This window comes from Paenibacillus urinalis (assembly GCF_028747985.1).
Classification (GTDB): Bacteria; Bacillota; Bacilli; order Paenibacillales; family Paenibacillaceae; genus Paenibacillus; species Paenibacillus urinalis.
Genome location: NZ_CP118108.1, coordinates 1,409,708 through 1,436,352, shown reverse-complemented (window position 1 = coordinate 1,436,352; position 26,645 = coordinate 1,409,708). Strand labels below are relative to the sequence as shown.

The following is a 26,645-nucleotide window of genomic DNA, read 5'->3' as shown; positions in this document are numbered from 1 at the left end:
TCTAAAAATCATAATCATCATAAGGCTCGTCCACAGAACTACCGCCCTGATTCAGGAAGAAATCGAGGAACGGCTGTCCGTATTTCTTGAATTTCACTTCCCCGACCCCTTTTATCTTCAGCATGTCACGTTCGCTCTGCGGACATACCACACTCATCTCGCGCAGTGTCGCATCATTGAAAATAATATAAGAAGGCACATGCTCCTTCTCCGCCAGCTCCCTGCGAATCAGCCTTAGCTGTTCGAACACCGTTTCATTAACGGCCGAAGGTGATGTATCCCGGCTCACACGACTGCTTCTGCTGCTGCGCGATGAGGCGGTTGACGCACTTACGCGGGCGACACGCTGCATCACTTCACGCTGTCCCTTGAGCACTTCCACTGCCAGCGGCTGCAATCTTACCACAGGGTATTGACCCTCAGATAAGGTAAGATATCCTTCGGATACCATCACGTTAATGATCTCCGATATTTCCTTCTCCGAGCGATTGAACATGACTCCATGCGTAGGCAGCTGATCGAATCCATACTCCAGCACCTTCTTGTTCCGCGACCCCTTCAGCACCTGAGATACCATTGTAATGCCAAACCGTTCACGCATCCGGTGTATGCAGGAGAAGATCTTCTGCGCGTCAACAGTCATGTCGATGAGTTCCCGGTCGTCCGTACATGAGCTGCATATGCCGCAGCCTGTTCCATCATGAACCTCACCGAAATAGTCCAGCTGTGCGCTCCTGAGACATTTGGTCGTATAGCAGTAATCGATCATCTGCTGAAGCTTCCGGTAGTCATTCCGCTTCCGATCCTCATCCTGGAATTCACCCTGCTCAATCAGGAATTTCTGAGTCATGATATCCTGCGCGCTAAACAGGAGAATACACTGACTCGGCTCACCGTCCCGCCCTGCACGTCCTGCCTCCTGAACGTAGGCTTCCATATTTTTCGGCATATTGTAATGAATGACATACCTTACGTTACTCTTGTCAATCCCCATGCCGAAGGCATTCGTAGCGACAACGACTCTTATATCATCGAATAGAAAAGCCTCCTGGCTCGCCGCACGTTCGTCATCCGTCATGCCGGCATGGTAACGCCCTGCTGCAATCCCCGCAGATTTGAGCCGGCTGTACAGATCATCTACATCCTTACGGGTTGCCGCATAGATAATGCCCGCCTCATCCGCATGCTCGCGTGTGTAGTCCATAATATATTCCTTCTTGTTCTCGCCGCGCAGTACCTGCATCGCCAGATTATCCCGTCCAAGTCCGGTTACGAAGGTTTCAGGCTCGCGAAGCCGAAGCAGCTCCAGAATATCATCCATCACCGCAGGCGTTGCCGTCGCTGTGAAGGCAGCCACGATCGGCCGCTGAGGCAGATAATCTACAAATGGCGCCACCGCCAAATAGCTCGTCCGAAAATCATGTCCCCATTGAGAGACACAGTGTGCTTCATCGACAGCAACACAGGATATGGGCAGTGCCGCCATCTCATCCCGGAACCAGTCCAGCTCAAGACGCTCCGGAGCAACATATAACAGCTTCAGCTCTCCGCGCTGTGCCGCCCGAATCCGGTCATTCACTTCACGTCCAGTCAGTGTACTGTTGATATATGCAGCAGACACGCCCATGGCAAGCAGAGCATCCACCTGATCCTTCATTAGGGAAATAAGAGGTGACACCACCAGAGTGAGACCGGAATGCAGGAGCGCCGGAATCTGATAGCATATCGATTTACCGCCGCCTGTCGGCATGATACCGAGGGTATCATGTCCTCTCAATAAGCTGTCTACTATTTTCTTCTGGCCTTCCCGAAAGTCGGGATAACCGAAGTAAGTCTGAAGCAGCTCGCGTGCCTCATCCATTGTTCTTTCTTGTATACTCATTGCCGTTACTCCTCACCGTCTTTCTTGATAAGAGAACATCACCTGTTCGTATTCAGCTTACATCTATCCAGAATGAATGAACTATAGCGTTAGTTTTACGATCTCAATCTATTTAGTGTACCGAACATCCCTGCTCTACATCAAGATGCCTGGTGGATTTCATTTCAGAATTGCTTCATTTATATGTAGATTGATCCTAAAACGCAAAAAAAGGAGGTCATCTCATTGAAATGACTTCCTTTTGTCGTTCTATACCCACTCAGGTTAACTTCTGCTCATAGATTGAATTAATCTTCCATCCATTCCGGCTCATCATAGCCTGGGAAATGCTCATCCAGCAGCTTCCTAAACTCGGTGGACTGAAAATGCTCCTTCAAGCTGCGGGCAAAGTTAGTGCCTTGATCCTTACTGCGCACGACCAGCTGGTCCAAGAATTGACCTGGAACATCCTCAACATCAAGTGCCTCCTGCTCTGTAAGGCCTGCATCGACAGCAATATGCAGCGGGGCAGCAATAAGTGCTTCGTTCTTGATTCGATCGGAGAGCTGATCGATGGGTGCCTTTTCGAACTTCAAATTTTTTGGATTATCCGTGACATCTGTCTCTACAGACATCTCAGATAATGAAGCGCCTTTGCGGATGCCAATCAGATTCTCGTCCTCCAGCATCATCAGGGCACGGCTCTGCATCAAGGGTTCCTCCGGAATAATTACCGTCGTACCATCTGCAATCTGGTCATCGTCCTTGAATGTATTCGAATACAGCGCAAGCGGCTCGGTCGGAACACTGGTTAACGTCGTCAGCTGCTCCTTCCGATTATCCATGAATGTATTGATATACGCATCGATCGAACCTTCAGCAAGCTTCGTCGCTGCCTCTGATGGGTCTGTAATTTCTGTGACCTGTAAGGTGTAGCCCTGCTTCTCAAACAGATCCTTGATCGTTTTGTCGATAAATTGCTTGCCTGCACCTTCAGTCCCGGCAATCACAATTTGCTGATCCTCATCGATATTTTCCTTGCTTATGTCGTTGCTGTTCTCCTCTACCAAATGATCACCACAAGCGGCGAGCAGCAAGCTAAGTACAGCGAGAAGTGCTAGTAGATGAAACTTCTTTTTCTTCATGTTCATGATGTCTATTCTCCCTTTTCTTCATACTCTTATAAGATTTCATACTTGAGCTCATTCTATGCATCATCATTTTACCACGAACAACCTCCACAACCCAGGCGATTCCGTGCAAACTTTACCTCTTGTGTGGTATATTAACCAGGATATCAAGAACTAAACGCTTGATGGATTTGCCGTATTTTTAACCGAACCAGGAGGCCTTAAGGCATGCGAAAAAAAACGAATTATCAAGGTACAGAGGATGACTACAGCAACCGTCCACCGTCAGCCTCGAACACCAGATCACATAAAGGCAGCAAAGGACAGGCTTCAAGCTTCAAAGGATCAGCCAAATCCACTTCGAAAAAGCCTGCTTCGATTCCATCGGTGCCTGTCAAGAGCTACATCGTCCAAGAAGACGCTGAGCTGCTCCCCTACCTGCTGGCGAACTTATCCAATAAAAGCCGTAATTCAATCAAGGCACTATTGTCCCGCGGTCAGATTTCCGTTGATGGAAAGACGATAACGGCCTTTAATCATCCATTAACCAAAGGGATGACCGTAGCAGTAGATCAGGAGAAAAAAGAAGAAGCACCTCCCCTCATCGGCCTGACGATTCTGCATGAGGATGAGGACATTATCATCGTAAATAAGGATTCTGGCTTGCTGTCTGTAGCTTCCGACAAAGAACAAGAGCTTACAGCCTATCGTCAGCTGACGGCCCATGTACGTGTATCGCATCCGGCTAACCGAATCTTTATCGTTCATCGCCTTGATCGGGATACCTCAGGAGTGATGATGTTCGCCAAGAGCGAAGCCATTCAGCAGTCTCTCCAAAATGCTTGGCGTGATGCGGTCGAAGAACGAACCTATGTTGCGCTTGTGGAAGGTAAGGTCAAGCAGGAGCAGGGCACGATTACCTCCTATCTAAAAGAAAGCAAGACACTCAAGATGTATTCCACTCCCTATGCAAATGATGGGCAGAAGGCCGTTACTCATTTCAAAACACTGCAAACCAGCAACGACTATTCATTGCTTGATATTCAGCTCGAGACCGGGCGCAAGAATCAGATCCGGGTTCATATGGAGGAACTGGGACATCCGGTTGTCGGTGACAAGAAATATGGCGCTAAGGGACGAGGCATCGGCCGACTTGCGCTGCACGCCAGAGTGCTTGCCTTTACTCATCCGGGGACAGGGAAGCAAATGCGGTTCGAAACACCGATTCCCAAAGCTTTTCTCAGACCTTTTCCACCAAAGTGATCTCAGCTGGTAGCATTATACCGTTTCGCATCCACCTTATGCGATTAGTGAAATGGATTCCTTCCAACACCATATTTACTTATGCTTCCTCTTTAATTCCCAGCTATTCTGGGTAAAGTATGTACAGGACTGTACATGTTACTAGCGATACTCGGGACAGGAGGCAAGCATTCATGGCACTTACACCAGAACAGCGCATTGAGCTGCACGGGTTCAACAATCTGACCAAATCCCTCAGCTTCAATATGTATGATGTGTGCTAAACCAAGACCAAGGAAGAACGCGAAGCTTACATCGAATATATTGATGAACAATATAATGCAGACCGCTTGACACAGATACTGACGAATGTATCCCATATTATTGGAGCGCACGTGCTTAATGTGGCGAAGCAGGACTACATCCCTCAAGGGGCAAGCGTAACACTACTCGTCTCGGAAGGTCCAGTAGGCGATGCTGAAGAAGAATCGTTCGAAGAGTCACCTGGTCCGCTTCCGGATCATGTGGTGATGCATTTGGACAAGAGTCATATTACGGTTCACACCTACCCGGAGTTCCATCCCTATGAAGGAATCAGTACCTTCCGAGCTGATATTGACGTATCCACTTGTGGAGAGATTTCACCGCTGAAGGCGCTGAATTATCTCATTCATTCGTTTGATACGGATATCATGACGATCGATTACCGTGTACGCGGATTTACCCGTGATATTGATGGGAACAAGCTGTTTATTGATCATGACATCAGCTCCATTCAGAACTACATTCCATCCAGTATTCAGCAGCAATTTGATATGATTGACATCAACGTGTATCAGCACCATATTTTTCACACCAAATGCAAACTGAAAGAATTTGATCTCAACAACTATTTGTTCGGTTATACGAAGGACAAGCTGAGTGCAGAGGAACAACAGGAAATTACGGAACAGCTCAAAACAGAGATGGACGAAATTTATTATGGCATCAATATGGATGCCGGTGTCATAGACGAGAATGCAGAAGAGGATTTTATATACCAACGGGCAGTCGATATGGATACATGACATTGAGCAAAAAAAGGACAGCATCGCCGAAAGTCTAGGAATTTCGGTGCCTGCTGTCCTTTTTATATTTTAACCACGCAAGAACCTCACAGCAAACTTGGCGGCTTCATGCACCTCTTGCACAAAAGCTCTGTTTTCCTTCTCCCACTCCTGCTCATCGTCCAAGGCAATTTCCTCTATGAATTCGTTTAACAGCTCAGCCAGCTCTTTTTTGCCAGGGGCTTTGCCAGCGCCTTTACCTCTAAGCAGCTTGACTACAGAGCGAACGACGCCAAGACTCTCTTTAATGTAGGGATATTCGTCATGATCCCAAGCCTTCGGGTTGTCCATATCCAGAAATACAATCCATTGATCAAGTAAGTCGGCTGCTTTTTTAGATGTCATTTGTACCATAATATTCTTCATTTCTCTCCTTCAAAGTTTCCTTGTCCTAACGATAACCGTTGATTATGAAAGTAGCAAGTTCCGTTTGACAGCTCTTGCATATATCCGCGCACCGAGTGGAAGTATAAACCAAGTTGACGTAGGACTCCTTTTTATTTAAAATAAAGTTGTTAAGAGGTATTAACATTTAATATATTTAAACAAATTTGCAACAGGACTTGAGGTGATTGATTCGTGAAACACGAATTACTGTCTAAACTAATGAGCGGCTACATGACGAACTTTGTGGTGAAATATGCCAAGATTTTGGACAACGATCTCACCTCCTCGCAATACTTCATCCTCCAAACTTTGGCTTGGGAAGGTCCTCAGACTTCAACCTATTTCGCAGGACAGCTGGATGTAACCATGCCGGCAATTACGAATCTGACCAATAAACTCGTCAATAAAGGGTATATTGAGCGGCGGAGTGCTGAATCCGACAGACGTAAGGTTATACTGCATATTACGGATCAAGGGATGGCCTTCGAACAGAAAATGCTGGATAAGTACAAGGAGCTTACGGATGGATTATGGTCCGAGTTCTCAGAAGAAGAGATGGATCTGCTTATCGCTTCGTATCAGAAGATGCTTAAGCATTTGAATCAACCAAAGGACCCATCTCAGTCTGACAATTAAATTAATTTAGGAGGAACATATCATGGGAAGATTAGATAATAAAGTAGCCATTATTACAGGTGCAGCCGGCGGTATGGGTAAGGCAGACGCGCTTCTTTTTGCTAAGGAAGGGGCTAAAGTAGCCATTACAGACCTTCAGGAAGACAAAATCCAGGAAGTTGTAGCCGAAATTACAGCAGCTGGCGGAGAAGCGATTGGATTCAAGCATGATGTTACGTCCGAAGAAGGCTGGATCAACATTGTGAATGAAACCGTTACCAAGTTTGGGAAGATCGATATTCTTGTCAATAACGCTGGTGTGTCCAACGCGACTCCTTTTTTGGATCTTACGGTTGAAGGATTCGAAAAAACCATGTCCATCAATGTGACCAGCATTTTCCTAGGTCAGAAGTATGTCATTCCACATATGATCGAAGCTGGGGGCGGCTCCATCGTGAACATCTCTTCGATCGCTGGTCTGACAGGCGGCAGCGGCGCAGGTCCATATACTGCAAGTAAAGGCGCTGTGCGGATGCTGACCAAGGCGACGGCAGTGGATTATGCGAAGCACAATATCCGTGCCAACTCCGTTCACCCGGGTTATATCGAAACACCGATGACTGTCGATATGTTCAAGGACGAGCGCATGACACAATGGTTCCAGTCTCAAACTCCGCTCCCTCGTCTTGGTAAAGCAGAGGATATCGCTAACGGCGTATTGTTCCTGGCATCGGATGAATCCTCCTATATTACTGGAGTGGAGCTGCCCATCGACGGAGGCTATTTCGCAAAATAATTCTACGTAAAGGGAGTGTTCAATAATGTCTAATGATAAACAAATCGCAGTCATCACAGGCGCTGGAAGCGGAATCGGCAGAGCGAGCAGTGTCCAGCTTGCGAAGGACGGTTATACCGTTGTACTCGTCGATTATAATACGGAATCCGGAGAAGAGACGCTTCGTCTGATCAAGGAACAAGGCGGCGAAGGTATCTTCGTTCAGGCCGATGTTTCCAAGAGTGAGGATGTACAGAACTATGTGAATGAAGCTGTTCAAGCCTTTGGACGAATTGACTTCTTCTTCAATAACGCCGGAATTGTACAGAAATTCTCCATGTTTGATGATATCGAGGAAGCTGAATTCGACCGCATCATGTCGGTTAACGTGAAGGGCTGCTTCCTTGGGATGAAATATGTTCTGAAGGTAATGAAGGATCAGGGAAGCGGACATATTCTCAATACCGCTTCTACAGCTGGAATTCGCAGCGAGCATAGTGCGGCTGCCTATTCTGCAAGCAAGCACGCGGTTGTGGGACTTACCAAATCCGCCGCTATGGAATATGTCAAAAAAGGAATCCGCGTGAATGCTATTTGCCCAGGCGGAGTAAACACTGCCTTGACGCAAAGTGTTGCTGCATCATTCCAGCAAGGCGGGTATGTTCCTGAAGAGCTGTCCAATATGAGAATGGGACGCCCTGCGGAGTCGAACGAAATCTCCGGTGTCGTCTCGTTCATGGCATCACCTGCCTCCAGTTATATGACAGGCTCAATTGTAACGGTGGATGGCGGCCTCACTCTTTAATTTTGTGCATACTTCGTATAGATGGCTGTATCTGCATTAAGCAGGTGCAGCCTTTCTTCGTGTATGCTAAGAGATTCTGCAGCTAAAATAGACTATAATAGAATGTGTGTTGTTATTACGAGAGGAGTGCTGAGTAGACATGGATTATACTTCGAACCCGAACAACTGGTTCCATGGAAATAAGGTTCGGCTTGCCGCAGCGATTCAGCAGGATGCGCAAACACTTGCAGGTTATACAGAAGACTATGAATATTTGAGGAATTTGGACACGGATTATGCGGTTCCACAAACGGTTCAGGAGAATGAACCTAAGAGTGCACGGATGGATCACGGTGTTGAATTTATGCTGCGTACGATTGATGAAGACCGCCTTATCGGCTTTGTCGCCCTGCACAGCATCGAGTGGAACAATCAGTCGGCGAGACTTGCCATCGGTATTGGCAAGGCAAAGGACCGCAACAAAGGATACGGCAGCGATGCACTTCAGCTCATATTGCGCTATGCTTTTTACGAACTGAATCTGAGCCGGGTCAGTCTGGATGTCATTTCGTATAACGAGATTGCCTATCATGCCTATAAGAAGGCCGGTTTCGTGGAAGAGGGGCGCATGCGCCAAGCCGTTCTGCGCGGAGGTCAGAAGTACGATCGAATCATGATGGGCCTGCTGAGAGAAGAATGGGTAGCTCGCCAGCCATCCTGATCCCCCATGAGACTCCAGCCATTATGCGATATTAGAAAAAGATAGATACAGCATATTCGGTTATATGCCATATCTATCTTTTTTTTGGTTTGCTTCTACCCGTTAATTAAACCAGCACATCCTGCAACTCTGTATGCTTATCCATCACACTGCTGGCAAAAGAACACATCGGGACAACCTTTAACTCATTGTCTCGTGCATATTGGACGACTTGCTTCACCAGGTCAACTCCCACGCCTTCACCCCGAAGCTCTTCTGACACGAAGGTATGGGTAATCATGATGACGCCCGGTCCCTCCCCGCCTTCACTTCCTGGCTCAAATCCGATCGTCGCCGCCTTCTCGCCATTCTGCTCTACGTAGAATTCATTGGCTCCCTGCAATATTTCGCTCATGATATGCATCTCCTCTCTATGTGCGTCTCTCAGACGATCGTGCATTTAAACATTCCTACATACTTCTTACACTGCTTCATCTAAAAATGACGCACGATCTAATGATTTACATAGCTTGCCAAGATTCTATGAAATTTATAATGAAATTGTTTTGATTCAAAATCCGCCTATCCGCCATTTTTCTGCGATATAGCCGGTTAATTGTCCATCCCATTCGGGTAAACCATGATCTTAAGACTCCCACTCTTATTATGAATAGCCCGCTCCATTGCCTCCTGAGTCTCTTCCAAGGCATAGCGGTCGGTAATGAGTGTGTCTACTGGAATATCACCTGAAGCAAGGAACTTGATCCCATCCGGATAAGTGTTCGCATAACGGAATACACCGTAGATGTCGATCTCATTATCTGCGATGAATGGAACGTTCAGCGGAATTTCATCCTGAGCTGGAAGGCCGACAATGACGAGCCTGCCCCCGCGGCGCAGTGAAGACAGCGCTGAACTCAGTGCCCTTGGACTCCCTGCGGTCTCCCAAGCTGTATCTACACCGATTCCACCGGTAAGCTCTTTGATCTTGGCATTGGCATCCACTTGCGTTACGTTAATGGCATGTGTAGCTCCCAGCTCAAGCGCTGCCTGAAGCCGAATATCCTCTAGATCGGTAACGATAATCTGGCTCGCACCGAAGGATTTGGCTGCAGCTACCGCCATCAGGCCGACGGGCCCCATCCCCATAATGGCAACCGTCCCGCCAGGCTTAAGCTGACAGCGATTCGCAGCATGAATTCCTACTGAGAACGGCTCCACAAGTGCCGCTGCTTCATAAGATAGCTTATCCGGAATGGGAAATACGAAATCCTCCCGAATCGCTAAGTACTGAACGAACGCACCGTCTATAGGAGGAGTCGCTAGAAATTCAACATCAGGACAGAGATTATATCTGCCCTCTTTACAATAACGGCATCTGCCGCAGGTTACTCCAGGCTCAATAGCTACGCGGTCTCCTGTCTTCACACGCTTCACAAGATCCCCGGTCTCTACAATAATTCCTGCACATTCGTGTCCCAGTATAATCGGCTTCTCTACAACGAATCGCCCAATTCTGCCATGCTCATAATAATGCACATCTGAACCGCACACCCCAACCGCCATAATCTTGACAAGCACCTCGTTGGGCTTCACCTCTGGTATAGGCAGCTCCTTGAGCTCAATGTGACCTGGCTTCTCCATAATTGCTGCTTTCATTAACTTTACGTTCTCCATATTAGGCACTCTCCTTGGTCATTTGAATTGAAAGGAAATAAAATGAACGCGGTTACATAAATTACGGCTCGTTACTCCCAATAATCAGGTAGTACAGCTAAATATCACAGCTCATCTAACCTGACCCACTACTTATTTCCAAATTTTCAGTGGCAAAAAAGAGATCTTCCTCTTTCATACTACCATACTTGTATGGTAGTATGGTGAAGAAATGAGGTGAAATTTTAAATGGATTTACATATTCGTCCTCAACCGACTTCGACAAGAGAAGCCGTATACGACGCTTTGAAGGACCAAATCTTGAATTTTGACCTCATTCCGGGAACAAGCATATCCGAGAAAGAAATTGCATTAGCTTTTAATGTCAGTCGTACACCTGTACGAGAGAGCTTTCTCAGACTGGCTGGAGAAGGACTGCTTGATGTGTATCCCCAGCGCGGTACGATGGTATCTCTTATCGACCTATCTCTCGTTGAGGAGGCCCGCTTCATGAGAGAGCAGCTGGAATGCGCTGTCATAAGCCTTGCGTGTCATCAATTCTCGAAAGTGGACATTGCTGAGCTTGAGCTGCTGCTTGTTAGACAGCGTGCTTCCATGGAAGCACAGGATAACAAATCCATGTTTGAGCTTGATGAAGCCTTTCATCGCACCTTATTTACAAGATGCAGCAAGAGTAATACTTGGGCAGCAATGCAGCAAATGAACGTCCATATGAATCGTATCCGCAAGCTGCGTCTTGCAGCAGATCATGACTGGCAGCATATTTATGATCAGCATCAGCAGATGGTCGATTCCATTTCCAGACAGGATGAGGAGCGTGCGGTAAATCTCATGAAGGACCATATGAACCTGGCGATTCATGATGAACGTTTCTTAAGAGAGAAATTTCCAACTTATTTTAAACCTTGACCAATGAAAGGTGGCTGCTAACATGAAAATGGTATTCCGCTGGTTTGGCGAAGGCAACGATACGGTCACTCTGAATCAAATCAGGCAAATCCCAGGTGTCGAAGGCATCGTATGGGCGCTGCATGATGTTCCTGCGGGTGAAGAATGGCCGATGGACAAAATTCTCGAGATCAAGTCTCAGGCTGAACAGGCCGGGCTTCATCTCGATGTTGTTGAAAGCGTGAACATTCATGAAGATATCAAGCTTGGTCTTCCCTCCAGAGATCTGTACATTGCGAATTATAAAAGAACGATTGAGAAGCTTGCACAGGTTGGCGTCAAAGTCATTTGCTACAATTTCATGCCCATCTTCGACTGGCTGCGGACAGACTTATACAAGGAAGGACCTGACGGGTCCACTGCTCTCTTCTATGAGAAAGCCCGAATTCATAACATGGATCCCTTTGATCTGGTTCATCAGATCAATCAGGATTCACAGCTCACAATGCCCGGATGGGAGCCTGAGCGGCTGAAGCATTTGACCGCGTTATTTGAGGCCTACAAGAATGTTACAGAGGAAGACCTATGGGCTAATCTGGAATATTTCCTTAATGAGATCATTCCCGTTGCAGAGGCCCATGACATAAGAATGGCCATTCACCCGGACGATCCGCCATGGTCCATCTTCGGTCTGCCGCGGATTATTACAAGTCAGGACAATGTCCGTCGTTTCCTCTCTATATATAACAGTCCGAACAACAGCATTACTCTCTGCAGCGGCTCACTCGGCGCAAATCCAGGGAATGATATCGTCTCCATGATTCACGAATTCAAGGACCGAATTCCATTTGCCCATATCCGCAACGTCAAAGTATTTGATAACGGTGACTTTATGGAGACCTCCCACCGTACTCAAGATGGAACGGTTGACATTACGGGAATCGTTCAGGCATACCACGACACCGGATTTACCGGATATGCCCGTCCAGATCATGGTCGGCACATATGGGATGAGAAATGCAGACCTGGCTACGGACTGTATGATCGTGCACTCGGAATCATGTATTTATGGGGACTATGGGACGCCTACGCAAGAATAAAAGAAGGAAATAAGCTGGAAGAGCAGGTGAAGAGCATATGAGCAGCCTAAAATCACAGCCACACCACGCAAGTCTTGCCGGAAAAGTAGCTGTTATAACGGGAGGCTCCGGTGTGCTCTGCCGAGTGATGGCGGAAGAGCTGGCAAGACAAGGAGCCAAAGTCGCCATCTTGAACCGAACGGTGGAGAAGGGAGCCGCAGTCGCGGATACGATTAATCAGAATGGCGGCACCTCCATTGCGGTAGCCTGCGATGTAACGGACGAACAGAGCGTGATTACAGCTGCAGACACCGTCGCACAAGAGCTTGGCCTCTGTGACATTCTGATCAATGGCGCTGGAGGGAATCGCCCTACGGCAATAACGACGAATGAGATTTTTCAGACGGAGGATCTGACCAGAGAGGATACCGTCTCCTTCTATGATCTGAAAGTCGAGGGATTTCGTGGCGTCTTTGATCTGAATATCGTAGGCACGCTGATTCCGACACAAGTATTCTCCAAACAAATGCTCGGCAGAGAAAGCACGACCATTATCAATATCTCATCTATGAGTGCTTACTCCCCAATGACGAAGGTTCCTGCCTACAGTGCCGCAAAAGCGGCGATCAGCAATTTCACGGAGTGGCTGGCCGTTCACCTCGCTGAGGCAGGCATCCGTGTCAATGCGATTGCTCCGGGCTTCTATCTCACGGAACAGAATGAGAAGCTGCTGCTAAATGAAGATGGAAGCTTGACTGAGCGCTCGAATAAGATTATTTCTCATACACCGATGCGCAGGTTCGGCAAACCAGAGGATCTGCTTGGGACATTGCTGTGGCTGGCTGATGAGAATGCTTCCGGCTTTGTTACAGGTACGGTCATCCCGGTCGATGGAGGCTTTAACGCCTACTCGGGTGTTTAGTTCACCCATCAGAACTTATTAATTTACTGCCTCAGGTCTGCGTCATGTACGCAGGCCTTTCTTCTCATTCCATGCATACAGTTCGTCATCTATAGTTTGAAATCTCTCTCTCCCAGACGAATCAGTCCAAGCTATCAAGCCGCAGGCCATTCATTCTCTGCATCTCATGCGTGTATAGGTATTCACCTATTTCGGTGATGTCACATAGGCTAGAAGAAAAATGGAGGAATATCAAATATGCGTTTCAACGAACATTCAGCTTCACTCTACCGCCCGCAGCGGCTATGTCCAGATCCATATTATCCCTATCCTACTCCTTGCGGCCCTGTACCTTATATGATGCCTGGACCATTCCCGTATGTTAGAAATCAAGTGACTTCTTACTCTATGCACTCATACTACGGGCATCGAGCCCCATTCCAGCAGCATTCTTCTCCGATTACAGCTGATTTTACGGGAGACGGTATTCAGGATACGGCCATGCTCGCCTGGAACTACAATGCTGAGGACAGTCCATTTGCGACAGATATTACACTTATTATCCAAAATGGTGCCGGTGGTCCTGCCTTCCAGTATCAGCTTCCCGAGAGCTCGGGTTATAGTCCGACCCTATTTGCCGGTGATTTTGATGGAGACGGTGTTTCGGATCTGTTCATTGCCATTCAATCCGGCGGCTCCGGTGCTCTGACTTATAACTATTTATATTCCTATCACGGCGGTGTGCTAAAAGAGCTGTTCAACTCAGATCGATATAACAGTGAATATAACTATCGCGTAGATTATTTAGATAACTACAGGCTTCAGGTGATAAGTGAGAATAACGGGAAAAGATATCTGATCGATATATCAGATCGCGGAGCTGAGTATTTATCTGCGATTTATAACGAGAATGGAACACTGAAGCAGCCGCTCCAAGGCGATGTGCTGCCTGTAAGTGGCGTATACCCGGTAGATTTCGATCAGGACGGCATATATGAGCTTCTCACTTTTCAGGGGATTATGGGGCAGTATAATGCAGATCGATTCGGCTATGTGCAGAACGCGCTGAAGTACCAGAATGGCCGCTGGACCCTGATGAATCAGTGGGTTGCCATCTATGGAGCGGATGTAAACCAAGACCGTTAAACTGTCTTATTCATGGAAAAAGCAAAAACAGCTAACCATTAGAATGAAATCCTCCATCATGGTAGAAGTAGAGTTTGTTAAATCAACTGTCTACTATGATGGGAGCATATCAGAAGCGTGGTTAGCTGTTCTGCTGTTGAATATTCTTAGTTGTCACTTTATTTTAGTGAATGTTAAATCTAAAGCTTGAATCGTCTTTATTATAAAGTCATTATTCGCTCGAATCACAATTAGTAGCTCGGCCAACCATTCGGCCAATTCAGGTCATTGATTAGCAGCTTAGGAGCCCCGTTGTCATCTGCATCATAGGCATGTCTCACAATAACATTCGTACTGTAGATATCCTGTCCGCCGGGTCCCTTCCACTTGACATTACCTGAATCAAGCACGGTACCCCCGCCATTCAGCATATTAACACCATTCTTGTCCACATACGGTCCAGTAATGCTGGTTGAGCGGCCATAGACGATTTTGTAAGTACTGTTGACGCCCTGACAGCAGGAATCGATTGAAGCGAATAAGTAGTAATAGCCATTACGGTAAACAATGCTTGGTCCTTCAATAGCTCCGTTGTTCGATGGTCTCGCAGCGATGGAATAGATGCTGCCTGTCGGCTTCATCGTATTTTTATCCAGCTTCGTGAGCTTGATACCGCTCCAATAAGAGCCGAAGGCAAGCCACGGTTCGCCGTTCGCATCAATGACGAGATTCGGATCAATGGCATTATAATTGTTAGACGTCGTGGTCCGGAGCACTAAGCCATCATCTCTCCACTGCCCTGCACCTACACTGGAAGCGGATGCAAGACCGATCGCAGACTGGTTGGAGCCGAATGTCGAGATGGAGTAGTACAGCCATACTCTGCCGTTGTATTCTTGAATATCCGGAGCCCATACGTCGTTATGAGTTTGATTCGGTACATAAGTGCTCCACCAGGAAGGAGGACTCAGAAAGATCTGTGGGACCCGGTACCAGTTGGTGCCATTGTCCGATTTCAGCACCTGAATGCCCTGCCCTGTGGAGAACGTATACCAGCTGTTCCCTTCCTTGATGATGCTTGGATCATGCACCCCAATATCTCCTGTCAAATTCCAAAAAGCTGCAAAACCAGGTGAACTGAGTCCGAACACGGACACCGATGTAGCGAGCGCTGCCGTAAGCAGCCACTTCTTTAGCTTTTTCACTGAATATCACCGCCATGAATGGATTAGAGTCATTTAATTTAAATAAACTTAAACTATTTTAGACTCGTCAAGATTATAAAAGCGTTTACATTTTTCCGCAACTAAAATTTTACATTTTGTTCATATTTTTTAGTCGTGCCGCATCCTGTTCTCCTCTTTTGTTATTCTTTCATGTTGTTCGCATGGCAAAAATAGCTTAGAATGCAATTATCATCTATATTACATTATTACCATGGTCTGCTATTTTAGCGGGTCATCTAACGCTGCCTCACTACATAATCTACAAAACTCTCATTTTTTCGTGGAAAGGAATTCTACATATGATCTACATAAAAGATTTAATGTCCGGCATTCATATATTCAAGGCACTCAGCTCGGATGTCAGAATACAGATTATAGATATGCTGTCCAAGCATCAAAGTCTGAACCTGAATGACATTGCTACTAGGCTAAACCTGACAAACGGTGCCATTACGATGCACATCAAGAAGCTTGAGGAGAGCGGCCTGATCAACATCAACACTGCTGTCGGTAAGCATGGGATCCAGAAAATCTGTTATCTGAATGATGATAAGCTGATGGTCGATATACGAAGTCAGGATATACATAACCGATATGAAGCCGAAATCAAAGTCGGACACTACAGTAATTATAAGGCTCTACCTACCTGCGGCCTTGCTACGAAGGACAGCATCGTTGGCGATTTTGATGAACCGAGGTATTTTGCTGATCCCATGCGGATTGACGCTGAGCTGATCTGGCTGTCAGAAGGCTTCCTTGAATACCGAATTCCTAATTACCTCAAATCAAATGAGTCGTTCAAGGAGATTCAATTCTCGATGGAGCTGGGTTCAGAAGCACCCGGATTTAATAACAACTACCCTTCCGATATCTATTTCTATTTGAATGGAATTGAGCTGGGCTGCTGGACAAGTCCGGGGGATTTCGGAGATAAGCGAGGGGCATTTAACCCGGAATGGTGGCCGCCGCATCTGAACCAGTATGGCATGCTGAAGCTGATTCGAATCAACGAGGAAGGCAGCTATGTTGACGGATGCCGAATTTCAGATGTTACCCTGAAGGATATTGCGCTTGACTATAAGAGTGATATTCGATTCCGTATCGCGGTAACCGATCATCCTGTCAACAAAGGCGGTCTTACTGTATACGGCAAGCATTTCGGCAATTACAGCCAGGACATTCTGGCACGGGTATTGTATCATGTCGAAGGCGAATAATCATTTTATAATCGCATTTAGCTTCATAACGTCATAGAGGTCTGCAGCATTCGCGATGCTCATCATATCCAAGTCGCGATGCTGGCAGGCTTTTATTACTTGTATAAGAAGAGGTACCCTTAGTCTGCATTATAATGCATGTGGAAATAATGGAAGATATGATAGAATGGAAGTTCTGATTTGTCAGGAAAATGAATGATAAAGGATGCGTAAATAGATGGAACCATCGATAACAACAGATAAGAACAGCATAACGATGGAGATTATCGAGGTATGTCTGCTTGCCGGAAAAATCATGCTCCAGAGCGGAGCCGAAACCTATCGTGTCGAAGATACGATGATGCGGATCGCTTCTGCCTATGGAATGCCTAATTCCCACAGCTACGTTACACCAACTGGTATTATCTTCTCCACAGACGGTTTACAGCCAGCCAAGCTGATCCGGATCTCGGAGCGGACGACCGACCTGCATAAGGTAGCTGCCGTCAACAATGTTTCTCGTGCAATTGGAAGAGACGAGCTCAATCCTAGCGAAGCTTATCATCAGCTGAAGGATATTGAGAAGGAGTCGGTTCTGTACCGAGTTATCGCACGGACCTGCGCCGCTGCCCTGGCTAGTGGCTGCTTCACCATCATGTTTCAAGGCGGATGGACAGATTTTCTGCCCGCCGTATTATGCGGTGGTGTCGGGTACGCCGCAGTGAGCCTTTTTCAAAGGCTGTCACAGGTTCGCTTTTTCGCGGAATTCACCGCTTCATTTATTATTGGTCTTCTGGCTCTCGTCATGGTCCTCATAGAGGTCGGCAGCGAGCTGGACAAGATTATTATCGGCTCTGTCATGCCGCTCGTACCTGGGCTGGCTATTACGAATGCTGTGAGGGATCTGATGGCAGGGCATCTCGTGTCCGGGCTTTCCAAGGGGGCCGATGCTTTTCTGACGGCGTTCGCGATCGGTGCTGGAATTGCCGTCGTCTTCACTATTATGTAAATGAAAGCTGAGGTACGAACATCATGTTTATTCATATCGTGGAACAAGCTGTAACCAGCTTCATCGCTTCCCTTGCCTTTGGCATTATTTTTAACGCGCCTCGCAAAATGCTCTTCCCCTGCGGAATTGTCGGTATGCTCGGCTGGATCATATACGATATTATGGAACCTGGATATGAGGCGGTCTCCGCTACCCTGATGGCAACCCTGGTCATTGGTGTATTAAGCCAGGTCTTTGCAAGGCTCTACAAGCATCCGGTCATTATCTTCAGCGTAGCCGGCATTATTCCGCTCGTTCCAGGAGGGATGGCTTATAATGCCATGCGATATTTTGTACAGAACGATTATACGACTGCCGTGGAGCTTGCTGCCAAAGCGCTCATGATTGCAGGGAGCATCGCGGTCGGACTGATCTTATCCGAGGTGCTTAATCAGGCCTTCCGTAGGAAACAAGCCTAATACAGCGATATTAAAAAAAGAACTCGTTTGTCCTTCTAAGGAGTATACATCCGTATACCGCTGGACCCGAGTTCTTTTATATTTTGCAGCTACAGTGTGCAGCCAATTAAATGTATATTAGACGTAAACGAATATAAGAAAAAAGTGAATTGGATTAGTCCAATTTTTTGCCGAGAATGGCTAGATCACGCCTTACACCGTCCAGAACAGCGATCTCGGGATAGTAGCCCCACTGTTCAAAGCCGTATTTCTTCAATAATCGAAGACTTGGTTCATTGTGACCAAATACAAAGCCCAGCAAGGTTGTAACACCCAGCCGCGGACTATCCTCAATGACCTTCTCGATGAGCCGGCTCCCTGCTCCTGTCCCTCTGAAGGCTTCGTCAACATAGACGCTCACCTCAGCCGTACCGTCGTAAGCAGGTCTTCCGTAGAAGGAGCTTAAGCTGACCCAGCCTGCGATCTGTTCATCATACTTCATCACCCATAATGGACGCTTGTCCGGTGAATGCTCCTCAAACCAAGGTATACGGCTCTCAACCGTGACCGGTTCAAGATCAGCTGTGACCATTCTCCCTGCAACGGTTGAATTGTAGATCGCAACAATAGCGGGCAAGTCCTCTAGTTGTGCATAGCTGAATGTAATGTTCGGTTCCTTCACAGCTGTTATCCCCCACTAATATCATTTTTTAATGACTAGATTAACAGAGAAGACCCAGAATGATCAATAGAAAAATTCCAGAAGAGTCTCCAGCAGTGTTCAGCGGCTTAACTTGACTCATTAGAATGTGTAAGAAGATTTAATGCAGAGCTTATGACTTGAGCTTATCGAATTTATCAAGAACTATAAACTTTTTTCGAAGTCATGCGTCTATATTGGTAAGTACACTTAGGAAGGATGAAAGAAGTTGAAGACAAAAAAGAAGTGGCTTGTACTGTCGGGTAGTCTTGTTTTGGTACTGGCGCTTGGTATTTGGTACGTTCAAAGTTCTGATATTTTACTAGGATGGTCATCGCCATCTAAGCAACAAGAATATTACACAGGTACCGTTATTGAAATAGTTGAGGAAAATTCCACAATTGATGGAGATAAGGTACTTCATTCTATAAAACTTGACACTGGAGATGTGTTGACAGTAACCAAAAATACGATGTTCTTTGATCAAACAAGTGATGTCAAACGAACAGAATCCGATTTAGGTGTCATACAAGAAGGTGTTGAAGTCGAGGCATGGAGTAGACAAGTCAATAATCATATGTTTGAAGCATTTGAAATAACAGCGAAATAAGATCAATAAAAAAACAAGCCTTTAAAAAGCTTGTTTTTTTGTCTCAAGTTAGTTTTTATTCATTCATGATTAATGAAGAATAAATCGCAAATATTCAGCTAGATACCATCAGGCCATACGGGTCAGCTCCAGATCGTAAGGCAGCCCGGTCTGCTCTGCACTCCAGTTCCACAGGAACTGGGATGTCGCCTCATCCATTGCATGAGGCTTCAGCTCCTGAACCTTCTCCTCATAAAAATACTCGCCTGTAACCCCTTTCACTTCGGGTCGAATCGCTAGATAGATTGCAGTCCTTGCCCCTTCCTCCGGCGAGAGGAAAAAGGGGGTTTTCGCCAAAAAGGCCATGATCTTCGTACCGAAGCCCGTATTGCGATTAACCCCAATGCTGGTGCCTACTGCCCCTGGATGAAGTGCATTGACTGTAACGCTTGTTCCTTCCAGTCGATAGGCCAGTTCTCTAGTAAACAGCACATTTGCCAGCTTGGACTGGCCGTAACTCTTCACCACGTTAAATCCCTTTGTCAGATGCGGATCTTCCTGATGGATTTTGCCAAATTTATAGGCACCTGATGCCACATTAACGACTCTTCCTTCAGGTGCATGTAATAGACTCGGAAGCAGCAGTCTTGTCAGTAAATAATGGCCTAGATGATTCACGCCAATCCCCATTTCAAACCCGTCCGATGTTTCCTCTCTCTTCAGAGAAACCACACCTGCATTATTAATAAGCACATCCAGCTTCTCATGGACTGATTGGAATTGTTCAGCAAAGCGGCGGATGCTGCTCAAAGAGCCCAGATCAAGTAACATCAGCTCAATCTGCTTTGAGCCTGTTGCGGCTATAGCTTCATTCAGCGCTTTACGTCCTCGCTCTTCGCTTCGGCATGCCATGATAACATGATACCCTTGCAGTGCTAATTCAATGGTTGTCGCAAGGCCCATGCCGGAATTGGCGCCAGTTACGATAGCTGTTTTTGATTTCATTGGCTAATCACCCTTTCAGCAGGAAACATGCAGCTGTTGTTCTAGTTACAGGCTTATATAATAAGGTCGATGATCGATGGATAACAATTCAATTGATTCATACTTCCTATATCATACCTTATAAATATTTCAAAATAAAATAGAGGGATAAGCCATCACTCGGCAGGCTTCAATGCAATGATTCGATCATCCTCTTCGGCTGGATCTCCTCTGCCATCCCTGTTGCTCGTCAGCAGGTAGAGCGTTCTATCTGGACCCTCACTCACACTCCGAATCCGGCCCCATTCGCTCTGGAACAGCACTTCTAGCGAAGGCTCCTCACTTGCCCCTCCATCTTCATCCAGCTCAAATTTAAGCAGCGCCTCTCCCCGAAGTCCCCCTGCAATGAGCGAGTTCTGCCAAGGACCTTGCGTTATGAACGTCATTCCCGATGGGGCCCACGTATCGGTTCCACTGTGAATGAGCGGCGAAGTCATTCCCTCCTCCTCTTCATCACCCTCAATCAGCGGCCATCCATAATTCGAGCCCTTCTCTATGACATTCAGCTCATCATAGTTCGATTGTCCGTGCTCTGAGCTGTACAGCTGCCCTGTATCTGGATGCCAGGCAAGACCCTGCGCATTCCGATGTCCAAGACTATATACGGCGGAATCGTTTATAGGATTATCATCAGGTATTGAACCATCGCGGTGGATACGGAGGATTTTGCCCCCAAGGATTGTTTCATCCTGAGCCATTGCAGGCTCATATCGTTCCCCGGTCGTAATATATAGCATCCCGTCGGGTCCTATCTTTAGACGTCCCCCGTTATGATTCACGCCGCCCGGTATGTCAGCGAGCAGCACCTTGTCAATCGTGGCCTCTTGACCCGTCAGCTTAAGTCTAAGCACCCGGTTTAGAATGTCTTGTCCCTCACGGTAAGAGTGATATACGTATACATATTGATTCGACTCAAATTCAGGGTCCACCGCAAGCCCTAACAGGCCGCCTTCACCTTCATCTGCAAAAGGAGCCTCAAAGGCCAGCACCGGCTCCTCCACCACCTGTCCATTCTCTATCATACGCAGCGTGCCGGGTCTTTCCGTAAACAGCATTCGGCCATCCGGTAAAAAATCAAGCTCCCACGGTACATTAAGTCCGGCAGCCAAGGTCGTGATTTCATAAGGAAGTGTATTCCCTTCTTCCTTTTGCTCTTCTGAAGCAGACTGTTCCGTCTGATTATCCGAAGTTCCCGGTACAGGAGTGTCTGGTCCAGGCTCTTGAGCGGTCGGATTGGAACACGCAGCGAGTGCCAGCGTCAAGAGACTGATTCCTGTCATCATCAAGTACTTCTTGTTCATACTTCACTCTCCCTAATCTCCAATATTTTCAAATATTACCCTCTTGGATACTTCACCAATCCGCAGCGCAGAAGATAGACCTTTCTCCGGTATTATTGGTGTCCCTGTTTGTTTTTTGGGTTTTTGCTTCATAAGCTTTATAATATATAGCGATAAAGAAACTTAAGGATATTTTATAATCCTAATATAAAGGCGGGGGAACTCTCATGACAAATCAACCCATTACTTTACTAGAGCAGGCCATATCGGAGCAAGGATACGACTGTGCGCTGATTACAGATCCTAAGCATGTCTATTATTTGACTGGATTTGCAAGCAATCCACATGAACGCTTTCTCGGTCTGCTGCTGGTAAGAGGAGAAGAACCAACTCTGATCGTACCAAGCCTCGATGAAGACGCGGCGGCTGCAGCTTCCTCTGTGAAGAAGATTGCGACCCATCAAGACACGGACAACCCGTATCTCATCCTGCAGAAGTATCTTCCTCAGCATATTGAAACGATGGGCGTTGAAAAAGAAAACCTGTCGATCGCTCGTTACGAGGAGCTCGTTCAATATGCCAATGCCAAGAGCTATGCCGATGCAGGTCCGTTGCTGCGCAAGCTGCGTGTTCGCAAGGCGCCGCATGAAGTGGACCGGATGAAGTTTGCTGCCCAAATGATTGAGGAAGTGCTGAAAAGAGGTCTTTCCCATGTGAAGGAAGGCGTAACGGAAATCGAGCTCGTAGCAGAAATGGAATATCAAATGAAGAAACTCGGTGCTTCGGGTCCTTCTTTTGACACCATGGTGCTGTCGGGACCTAATACGGCTCTTCCACATGGCGTTCCAGGCACTCGCAAGCTGCAATACGGCGATCTGCTCATGTTTGATATGGGGGTATATGCGAATGGATATGCTTCTGATATTACCCGTACGTTCGCTTTTGGCGAGCTGTCACCTGAGCTGACGAACATATATAATACGGTTCTTGCAGCCAATCTGAAGGGGATTGAAGCCGTTAAGCCAGGCGCAACCCTCGCTTCTGTAGACCTGGCAGCAAGACAAGTGACCATTGATGCAGGATACGGCGAACGCTTCCTCCATCGCCTCGGTCACGGACTGGGTATCGATGTGCATGAATATCCATCCGTGCATGGAGCGAATCAGGAGCTCTTGACCGAAGGGCTGACCTTCACCATTGAACCCGGCATCTATGTACCAAATCTCGGGGGAGTACGAATTGAGGATGAAGTCCTCGTGACAGCAGATGGGGTGAAACTTCTAACCAGCTACCCGAAAGAGCTTCAAATATTGGGTTAAGCTTCGTGCTTCGTTATATAGAAGTCGAACTGCCCTAGATCTCTTCGTACCATTTGTGCAGGTTGAGTCTATAATGTAATCAAAAAAAGAGTGCGAGTCCCTCGGTTTTAGCCAAGGGCCCGCACTCTTTATTTATTTTATGCTTCTGTTGGTGCATCTAATTCCGTGTTCGGACGATTGAAGGTATCCCGATCATTCTCATTCAGGAGCTTGCTCGTAATGAGACCGGAGGTCATTGAACCATTAACGTTCAGCGCTGTACGTCCCATATCAATCAGCGGCTCCACAGAGATCAGAAGTCCGACCAGTGCAACAGGCAGGTTCATGGTGGAGAGTACGATCAGTGAAGCAAACGTCGCTCCGCCACCCACACCAGCTACACCGAAGGAGCTGATCATAACAACCAGGATGAGTGTTATGATGAAATCCCAGCTGAGCGGATCAATGCCTACTGTTGGAGCAATCATCACCGCAACCATCGCGGGATAGATCCCTGCACAGCCGTTCTGGCCGATCGTTGCGCCAAAGGAAGCAGACAGATTCGCAATACCTGCGGATACACCCAGCTTCTTCGTTTGCGTCTCCACGTTTAATGGAATGGTTGCCGCACTCGAACGAGATGTAAACGCGAAGACCAGCGTGGTCATTACTTTTCTGAGGTACGCTACCGGGTTGAAACCAAATACGGTAACGAGAATCAGATGAACTACAAACATCAGCAGCAAGGCAACATAAGAAGCGATAACAAACTCGCCGAGCTTCAATATTTCCTGCGCATTTGTCGTTGCGGTAACCTTCGTAATCAGCGCCAGGATACCGTAAGGTGTCAAACGCAGCACTAGAGTTACAATACGCATGACGACAGCATAAAGGGCGTTAATGATTTTACGGAAAGTATCCGCCTGCTCAGGCTTCTTGCGATCCAGTCCAAGAACGGCAATACCGACAAATGCAGAGAAGATAACGACCGCAATGGTCGAGGTGCTGCGTGCACCGGTCATATCCTCGAACGGATTGCTAGGAATAAATTCAAGCACTTGCTGTGGAATGGTCATATCCTCTACATCAACGAGCTGCTCTTCGAGCCTTTGAGTTCTCGCTGTTTCTGCTTCACCGCTCTCCACATTAATGCCTTCCAGGTCGAAGGCAAGTGTAACCCCAATACCGATGCTTGCCGCAATGGCTGTGGTGATCAGTAGTGTACCAATAATCGAGAAGCTCATCTTCCCGATATTCTGATTACCCTTCAAATTCATAATGGCAGAGATGATGGATACCACAATCAGTGGAATGACGATCATCTGCAAGAGGCTTACATAGCCGGAACCGACGATACTGAACCAGTCGACACTCTTCTCTATGGTTCCCGAGCCTGCCCCGTAGATCAGCTGAAGCAGTATTCCGAATACAAGCCCCAAGCCCAAACCCGTAAATACACGCTTCGTAAAAGATATATGCTTCTTCTGCATCCAATACAGAAGGCCAATTAACACTAGCATCACTGCTACGTTAATGATTACCTGCAATGTTTCCATTCGAATTGCTCCCTTCCAAATAGCTAAAATATGCTGTCCCCTTATGTAACGATTTATATATAAATATTCTTAAGGGTTGGTAACTATCTTACAGCATATGTTACTATAGCATAAACCCGACTATTCGGGTAGACTTTTTTTAAATAAATTTTAAAGTCACTTACTTATTCTCATACCCCATCCTATATCAGTGTCTGCTGGCAGCTATGCTTAGGATGGATTATACAGATTTGGGTTATACCTTTTTCTTCGAAAATCGCATAATTATCTATAACCAGCAAAGGCTGTAATCATAACTTTTTTATAATTATGTCCACAACAAAAAAAGCCGAAGCTGCTCATAAATGACAGCTCCGGATTCTTCTCCGTTGTCTAGGTATTCATTTAAGAGTTCAATATCTGATAAATTCTCTCCATATCCAGATGCGTTCTTACTACATCCGCAACCCGATCAAATTCTTCAACTTTTCGCTCCTTCGCCGAGAAGGTCGAAATAACAGGAGAGAGTCCCTTCCGGATGCGAACCTGATCCAGCCAGGACCTGCGCAGAGCATCGTTCTCGAATAATCCATGTAAATAGGTTCCCCACACCATACCATCCGATCTGACCAGACCTTCTGAATGAGATGAAGCATATGTACCCGATTCGAAGGAAGCCTGCAAATCACTTGCAGCAGTGTCCGTTTCGGTGAGCCTGAACAAGGCGTCATAGTCATAATCAACTGGAGACTGATCCACTCGCTCAGAAGCTCCCATATGAATTTCATAAGCCTCAATCGGAGCTTCATTGCTGCTTAGGTCCGTACTTGCCAGTGGCAGTTTCTGTTCATCCGTCAGCATTCCCGTCACTCTTATCGTTCGCTTTTCCTTCAAGAATGAAGTCCTAATAGGCAGCAGTCCAAGTCCTGCCTCTTCCTGTATACCACTCTCCACCGCATAAGGATCGGAGAGCGAGTACCCGAGCATTTGATACCCGCCGCAAATCCCGACGATCTGGGTATGATGCTCATCGGATAGCCTGAATAAGGCCTGATCCAGTCCTCTCTGCTTCAGGAACTGAAGATCACTGATTGTATCCTTCGTGCCCGGCAGAATGACGATATCCGGTGTGCCCAGCTCTTCTGCAGAATTCACATAACGAAGGGTAATATCCGGCTCCCAGCGCAGCGGATCAAAATCTGTAAAGTTTGAGATGCGCGGATAACGAATGACGACGATATCCACTTCCTTCTCCTGCTGCTTCTTATATTGCAGCTCGTCGAGCACAACCGAATCCTCAGCTTCGATCCGCAGATCCTGAATATAAGGTAGCACGCCCAGTACCGGAATACCTGTACGAGCCTCGAGCCAGTCCAGCCCTGGCTTCAGGAGAGCAAGGTCTCCGCGGAATTTGTTAATGATAAAGCCTTTGACCCGCTGGACCTCATGGGGTTCAAGCAGCTCAAGTGTACCTACGATGGACGCGAATACCCCTCCCCGATCAATATCGGAAATGAGAATCACCGGTGCATCTGCCCAGCCCGCAAGATTCATATTGACGATGTCACGATCCTTCAAATTGATCTCTGCCGGACTTCCCGCCCCTTCCATCAGGACGATGTCATACTCTGCGCGTAATCGATCCAGTGCCTCCAGCACGATTCTTTTCGCTGTGGGAAGGAACTTCATCCGGTAATCCATCGCACTCATCTGCATCGCGGGCACACCGTGGACGACGATCTGAGAATGCATATCCTTAACTGGCTTTATAAGGATCGGGTTCATGTCTGTTGTCGCCGGAATCTCACATGCCTCTGCCTGTACTCCCTGCGCTCTTCCGATCTCCTTACCGTCCAGCGTTACATAGGAATTAAGCGCCATATTTTGTGATTTGTACGGAGCAGGCTGATATCCATCCTGCAGAAATATACGGCATAGCGCTGTTGTTACAATGCTTTTTCCAACGTCCGAAGCTGTGCCCTGCAGCATGAGAACAGCTCCATTTTTCGGCTTATGCTCATCATTACTTTGTTCTGTGTCCGTGTTCATGTCTGTCATAAC

25 protein-coding genes and 1 pseudogene are annotated in these 26,645 nt (G+C 47.0%); 15 read left to right on the top strand and 11 right to left on the bottom strand.

What is annotated here, in order from left to right; translation table 11 throughout:
- Position 1: 1 nt before the first annotated feature.
- Both recQ and PUW25_RS06420 read right to left on the bottom strand, forming a co-directional pair.
- Entirely contained in the window at positions 2-1,882 is a 1,881-nt protein-coding gene (recQ, locus tag PUW25_RS06425; protein ID WP_047912060.1) for a DNA helicase RecQ, read from the bottom strand.
- Between the two features lie 287 nt (positions 1,883-2,169).
- A complete protein-coding gene (locus PUW25_RS06420; protein ID WP_047912061.1) occupies positions 2,170-3,012 on the bottom strand; it encodes a MetQ/NlpA family ABC transporter substrate-binding protein in 843 nt (280 codons plus the stop codon).
- Positions 3,013-3,219: 207 nt separating this feature from the next.
- Here PUW25_RS06420 and PUW25_RS06415 point away from each other — a divergent pair, with 207 nt between their 5' ends.
- Positions 3,220-4,254 carry an RluA family pseudouridine synthase gene (locus PUW25_RS06415; protein WP_047912062.1) on the top strand — a complete coding sequence of 345 codons (1,035 nt, stop codon included), beginning with the start codon at positions 3,220-3,222 and terminating at the stop codon, positions 4,252-4,254.
- Positions 4,255-4,427: 173 nt separating this feature from the next.
- Positions 4,428-5,300: pseudogene (gene speD, locus PUW25_RS06410) on the top strand (adenosylmethionine decarboxylase).
- 69 nt (positions 5,301-5,369) lie between these two features.
- Here the strand turns inward: speD and PUW25_RS06405 are convergent.
- Positions 5,370-5,705, bottom strand: a complete 336-nt coding sequence (locus PUW25_RS06405) for a hypothetical protein (protein ID WP_047912064.1) — start codon at positions 5,703-5,705, stop codon at positions 5,370-5,372.
- 213 nt (positions 5,706-5,918) lie between these two features.
- Between PUW25_RS06405 and PUW25_RS06400 the strand changes: the two genes are divergently transcribed.
- From PUW25_RS06400 to PUW25_RS06385, 4 genes are all read left to right on the top strand, one after another.
- Positions 5,919-6,362, top strand: a complete 444-nt coding sequence (locus tag PUW25_RS06400; RefSeq protein WP_238546385.1) for a MarR family winged helix-turn-helix transcriptional regulator — start codon at positions 5,919-5,921, stop codon at positions 6,360-6,362.
- Between the two features lie 22 nt (positions 6,363-6,384).
- Positions 6,385-7,137: an SDR family NAD(P)-dependent oxidoreductase gene (locus tag PUW25_RS06395; RefSeq protein ID WP_047912066.1), complete on the top strand. Its 753-nt coding sequence runs from the start codon at positions 6,385-6,387 to the stop codon at positions 7,135-7,137.
- A 25-nt stretch (positions 7,138-7,162) separates the two neighbouring features.
- Positions 7,163-7,921, top strand: coding sequence for an SDR family NAD(P)-dependent oxidoreductase (locus PUW25_RS06390; RefSeq protein WP_047912067.1), 759 nt, complete (start codon positions 7,163-7,165; stop codon positions 7,919-7,921).
- A gap of 139 nt (positions 7,922-8,060) precedes the next feature.
- Positions 8,061-8,621, top strand: a complete 561-nt coding sequence (locus tag PUW25_RS06385; RefSeq protein WP_047912068.1) for a GNAT family N-acetyltransferase — start codon at positions 8,061-8,063, stop codon at positions 8,619-8,621.
- Between the two features lie 106 nt (positions 8,622-8,727).
- Here the strand turns inward: PUW25_RS06385 and PUW25_RS06380 are convergent, their stop codons facing one another.
- Together PUW25_RS06380 and PUW25_RS06375 are read right to left on the bottom strand one after the other, a co-directional pair.
- A complete protein-coding gene (locus PUW25_RS06380) occupies positions 8,728-9,015 on the bottom strand; it encodes a GNAT family N-acetyltransferase (RefSeq protein ID WP_274336816.1) in 288 nt (95 codons plus the stop codon).
- Between the two features lie 197 nt (positions 9,016-9,212).
- Positions 9,213-10,277, bottom strand: a complete 1,065-nt coding sequence (locus PUW25_RS06375) for an NAD(P)-dependent alcohol dehydrogenase (protein WP_047912070.1) — start codon at positions 10,275-10,277, stop codon at positions 9,213-9,215.
- A 228-nt stretch (positions 10,278-10,505) separates the two neighbouring features.
- On the opposite strand from PUW25_RS06375, the gene PUW25_RS06370 reads away from it, so the two are divergent.
- The 4 genes from PUW25_RS06370 (at position 10,506) to PUW25_RS06355 (ending at position 14,291) form a co-directional block, all read left to right on the top strand.
- Complete coding sequence (locus PUW25_RS06370; RefSeq protein ID WP_047912071.1) at positions 10,506-11,186, top strand: GntR family transcriptional regulator; 681 nt, start codon at positions 10,506-10,508, stop codon at positions 11,184-11,186.
- A gap of 22 nt (positions 11,187-11,208) precedes the next feature.
- Positions 11,209-12,306, top strand: a complete 1,098-nt coding sequence (gene uxuA, locus PUW25_RS06365; RefSeq protein WP_047912072.1) for a mannonate dehydratase — start codon at positions 11,209-11,211, stop codon at positions 12,304-12,306.
- Positions 12,303-13,166 carry an SDR family oxidoreductase gene (locus PUW25_RS06360; RefSeq protein WP_047912073.1) on the top strand — a complete coding sequence of 288 codons (864 nt, stop codon included), beginning with the start codon at positions 12,303-12,305 and terminating at the stop codon, positions 13,164-13,166. Before uxuA ends, PUW25_RS06360 begins: the two co-directional genes overlap by 4 nt.
- A gap of 237 nt (positions 13,167-13,403) precedes the next feature.
- Positions 13,404-14,291, top strand: a complete 888-nt coding sequence (locus PUW25_RS06355; RefSeq protein ID WP_052511976.1) for an FG-GAP repeat domain-containing protein — start codon at positions 13,404-13,406, stop codon at positions 14,289-14,291.
- Between the two features lie 230 nt (positions 14,292-14,521).
- On the opposite strand, the gene PUW25_RS06350 is transcribed toward PUW25_RS06355, so the two are convergent.
- The gene (locus tag PUW25_RS06350; RefSeq protein ID WP_047912074.1) at positions 14,522-15,475 is read right to left on the bottom strand and encodes an arabinan endo-1,5-alpha-L-arabinosidase AbnA; all 954 of its coding nucleotides are present in this window, start codon (positions 15,473-15,475) and stop codon (positions 14,522-14,524) included.
- Positions 15,476-15,795: 320 nt separating this feature from the next.
- Here PUW25_RS06350 and PUW25_RS06345 point away from each other — a divergent pair, with 320 nt between their 5' ends.
- From PUW25_RS06345 to PUW25_RS06335, 3 genes are all read left to right on the top strand, one after another.
- Positions 15,796-16,713, top strand: coding sequence for an ArsR/SmtB family transcription factor (locus PUW25_RS06345; RefSeq protein WP_047912075.1), 918 nt, complete (start codon positions 15,796-15,798; stop codon positions 16,711-16,713).
- A gap of 217 nt (positions 16,714-16,930) precedes the next feature.
- Entirely contained in the window at positions 16,931-17,701 is a 771-nt protein-coding gene (locus PUW25_RS06340; RefSeq protein ID WP_047912076.1) for a threonine/serine exporter family protein, read from the top strand.
- A gap of 23 nt (positions 17,702-17,724) precedes the next feature.
- Complete coding sequence (locus PUW25_RS06335) at positions 17,725-18,159, top strand: threonine/serine exporter family protein (RefSeq protein ID WP_177178656.1); 435 nt, start codon at positions 17,725-17,727, stop codon at positions 18,157-18,159.
- A 154-nt stretch (positions 18,160-18,313) separates the two neighbouring features.
- Here the strand turns inward: PUW25_RS06335 and PUW25_RS06330 are convergent, their stop codons facing one another.
- Entirely contained in the window at positions 18,314-18,820 is a 507-nt protein-coding gene (locus tag PUW25_RS06330) for a GNAT family N-acetyltransferase (protein WP_047912077.1), read from the bottom strand.
- A gap of 247 nt (positions 18,821-19,067) precedes the next feature.
- On the opposite strand from PUW25_RS06330, the gene PUW25_RS06325 reads away from it, so the two are divergent.
- Positions 19,068-19,448, top strand: a complete 381-nt coding sequence (locus PUW25_RS06325; protein ID WP_047912078.1) for a hypothetical protein — start codon at positions 19,068-19,070, stop codon at positions 19,446-19,448.
- A 108-nt stretch (positions 19,449-19,556) separates the two neighbouring features.
- Here the strand turns inward: PUW25_RS06325 and PUW25_RS06320 are convergent, their stop codons facing one another.
- Together PUW25_RS06320 and PUW25_RS06315 are read right to left on the bottom strand one after the other, a co-directional pair.
- Entirely contained in the window at positions 19,557-20,432 is an 876-nt protein-coding gene (locus PUW25_RS06320; protein ID WP_047912079.1) for an SDR family oxidoreductase, read from the bottom strand.
- A gap of 155 nt (positions 20,433-20,587) precedes the next feature.
- Entirely contained in the window at positions 20,588-21,772 is a 1,185-nt protein-coding gene (locus PUW25_RS06315; RefSeq protein WP_047912080.1) for a PQQ-dependent sugar dehydrogenase, read from the bottom strand.
- Between the two features lie 206 nt (positions 21,773-21,978).
- On the opposite strand from PUW25_RS06315, the gene PUW25_RS06310 reads away from it, so the two are divergent.
- The gene (locus tag PUW25_RS06310; RefSeq protein WP_047912081.1) at positions 21,979-23,070 is read left to right on the top strand and encodes a M24 family metallopeptidase; all 1,092 of its coding nucleotides are present in this window, start codon (positions 21,979-21,981) and stop codon (positions 23,068-23,070) included.
- 137 nt (positions 23,071-23,207) lie between these two features.
- Here PUW25_RS06310 and PUW25_RS06305 read toward each other — a convergent pair whose 3' ends face one another.
- Positions 23,208-24,605, bottom strand: a complete 1,398-nt coding sequence (locus PUW25_RS06305; protein ID WP_047912082.1) for an L-cystine transporter — start codon at positions 24,603-24,605, stop codon at positions 23,208-23,210.
- 384 nt (positions 24,606-24,989) lie between these two features.
- Entirely contained in the window at positions 24,990-26,633 is a 1,644-nt protein-coding gene (locus tag PUW25_RS06300) for a cobyric acid synthase (protein WP_047912291.1), read from the bottom strand.
- Between the last annotated feature and the right edge of the window lie 12 nt (positions 26,634-26,645).

Coding starts and splice junctions, on each gene's coding strand:
- PUW25_RS06380 (WP_274336816.1), bottom strand. CDS start 9,015: ATGAGCGAAATATTGCAGGGAGCCAATGAATTCTACGTAGAGCAGAAT.
- recQ (WP_047912060.1), bottom strand. CDS start 1,882: ATGAGTATACAAGAAAGAACAATGGATGAGGCACGCGAGCTGCTTCAG.
- PUW25_RS06375 (WP_047912070.1), bottom strand. CDS start 10,277: ATGGAGAACGTAAAGTTAATGAAAGCAGCAATTATGGAGAAGCCAGGT.
- PUW25_RS06390 (WP_047912067.1), top strand. CDS start 7,163: ATGTCTAATGATAAACAAATCGCAGTCATCACAGGCGCTGGAAGCGGA.
- PUW25_RS06385 (WP_047912068.1), top strand. CDS start 8,061: ATGGATTATACTTCGAACCCGAACAACTGGTTCCATGGAAATAAGGTT.
- PUW25_RS06370 (WP_047912071.1), top strand. CDS start 10,506: ATGGATTTACATATTCGTCCTCAACCGACTTCGACAAGAGAAGCCGTA.
- PUW25_RS06335 (WP_177178656.1), top strand. CDS start 17,725: ATGTTTATTCATATCGTGGAACAAGCTGTAACCAGCTTCATCGCTTCC.
- PUW25_RS06320 (WP_047912079.1), bottom strand. CDS start 20,432: ATGAAATCAAAAACAGCTATCGTAACTGGCGCCAATTCCGGCATGGGC.
- PUW25_RS06360 (WP_047912073.1), top strand. CDS start 12,303: ATGAGCAGCCTAAAATCACAGCCACACCACGCAAGTCTTGCCGGAAAA.
- PUW25_RS06340 (WP_047912076.1), top strand. CDS start 16,931: ATGGAACCATCGATAACAACAGATAAGAACAGCATAACGATGGAGATT.
- PUW25_RS06355 (WP_052511976.1), top strand. CDS start 13,404: ATGCGTTTCAACGAACATTCAGCTTCACTCTACCGCCCGCAGCGGCTA.
- PUW25_RS06405 (WP_047912064.1), bottom strand. CDS start 5,705: ATGAAGAATATTATGGTACAAATGACATCTAAAAAAGCAGCCGACTTA.
- PUW25_RS06305 (WP_047912082.1), bottom strand. CDS start 24,605: ATGGAAACATTGCAGGTAATCATTAACGTAGCAGTGATGCTAGTGTTA.
- uxuA (WP_047912072.1), top strand. CDS start 11,209: ATGAAAATGGTATTCCGCTGGTTTGGCGAAGGCAACGATACGGTCACT.
- PUW25_RS06415 (WP_047912062.1), top strand. CDS start 3,220: ATGCGAAAAAAAACGAATTATCAAGGTACAGAGGATGACTACAGCAAC.
- PUW25_RS06315 (WP_047912080.1), bottom strand. CDS start 21,772: ATGAACAAGAAGTACTTGATGATGACAGGAATCAGTCTCTTGACGCTG.
- PUW25_RS06345 (WP_047912075.1), top strand. CDS start 15,796: ATGATCTACATAAAAGATTTAATGTCCGGCATTCATATATTCAAGGCA.
- PUW25_RS06420 (WP_047912061.1), bottom strand. CDS start 3,012: ATGAACATGAAGAAAAAGAAGTTTCATCTACTAGCACTTCTCGCTGTA.
- PUW25_RS06395 (WP_047912066.1), top strand. CDS start 6,385: ATGGGAAGATTAGATAATAAAGTAGCCATTATTACAGGTGCAGCCGGC.
- PUW25_RS06310 (WP_047912081.1), top strand. CDS start 21,979: ATGACAAATCAACCCATTACTTTACTAGAGCAGGCCATATCGGAGCAA.
- PUW25_RS06300 (WP_047912291.1), bottom strand. CDS start 26,633: ATGAACACGGACACAGAACAAAGTAATGATGAGCATAAGCCGAAAAAT.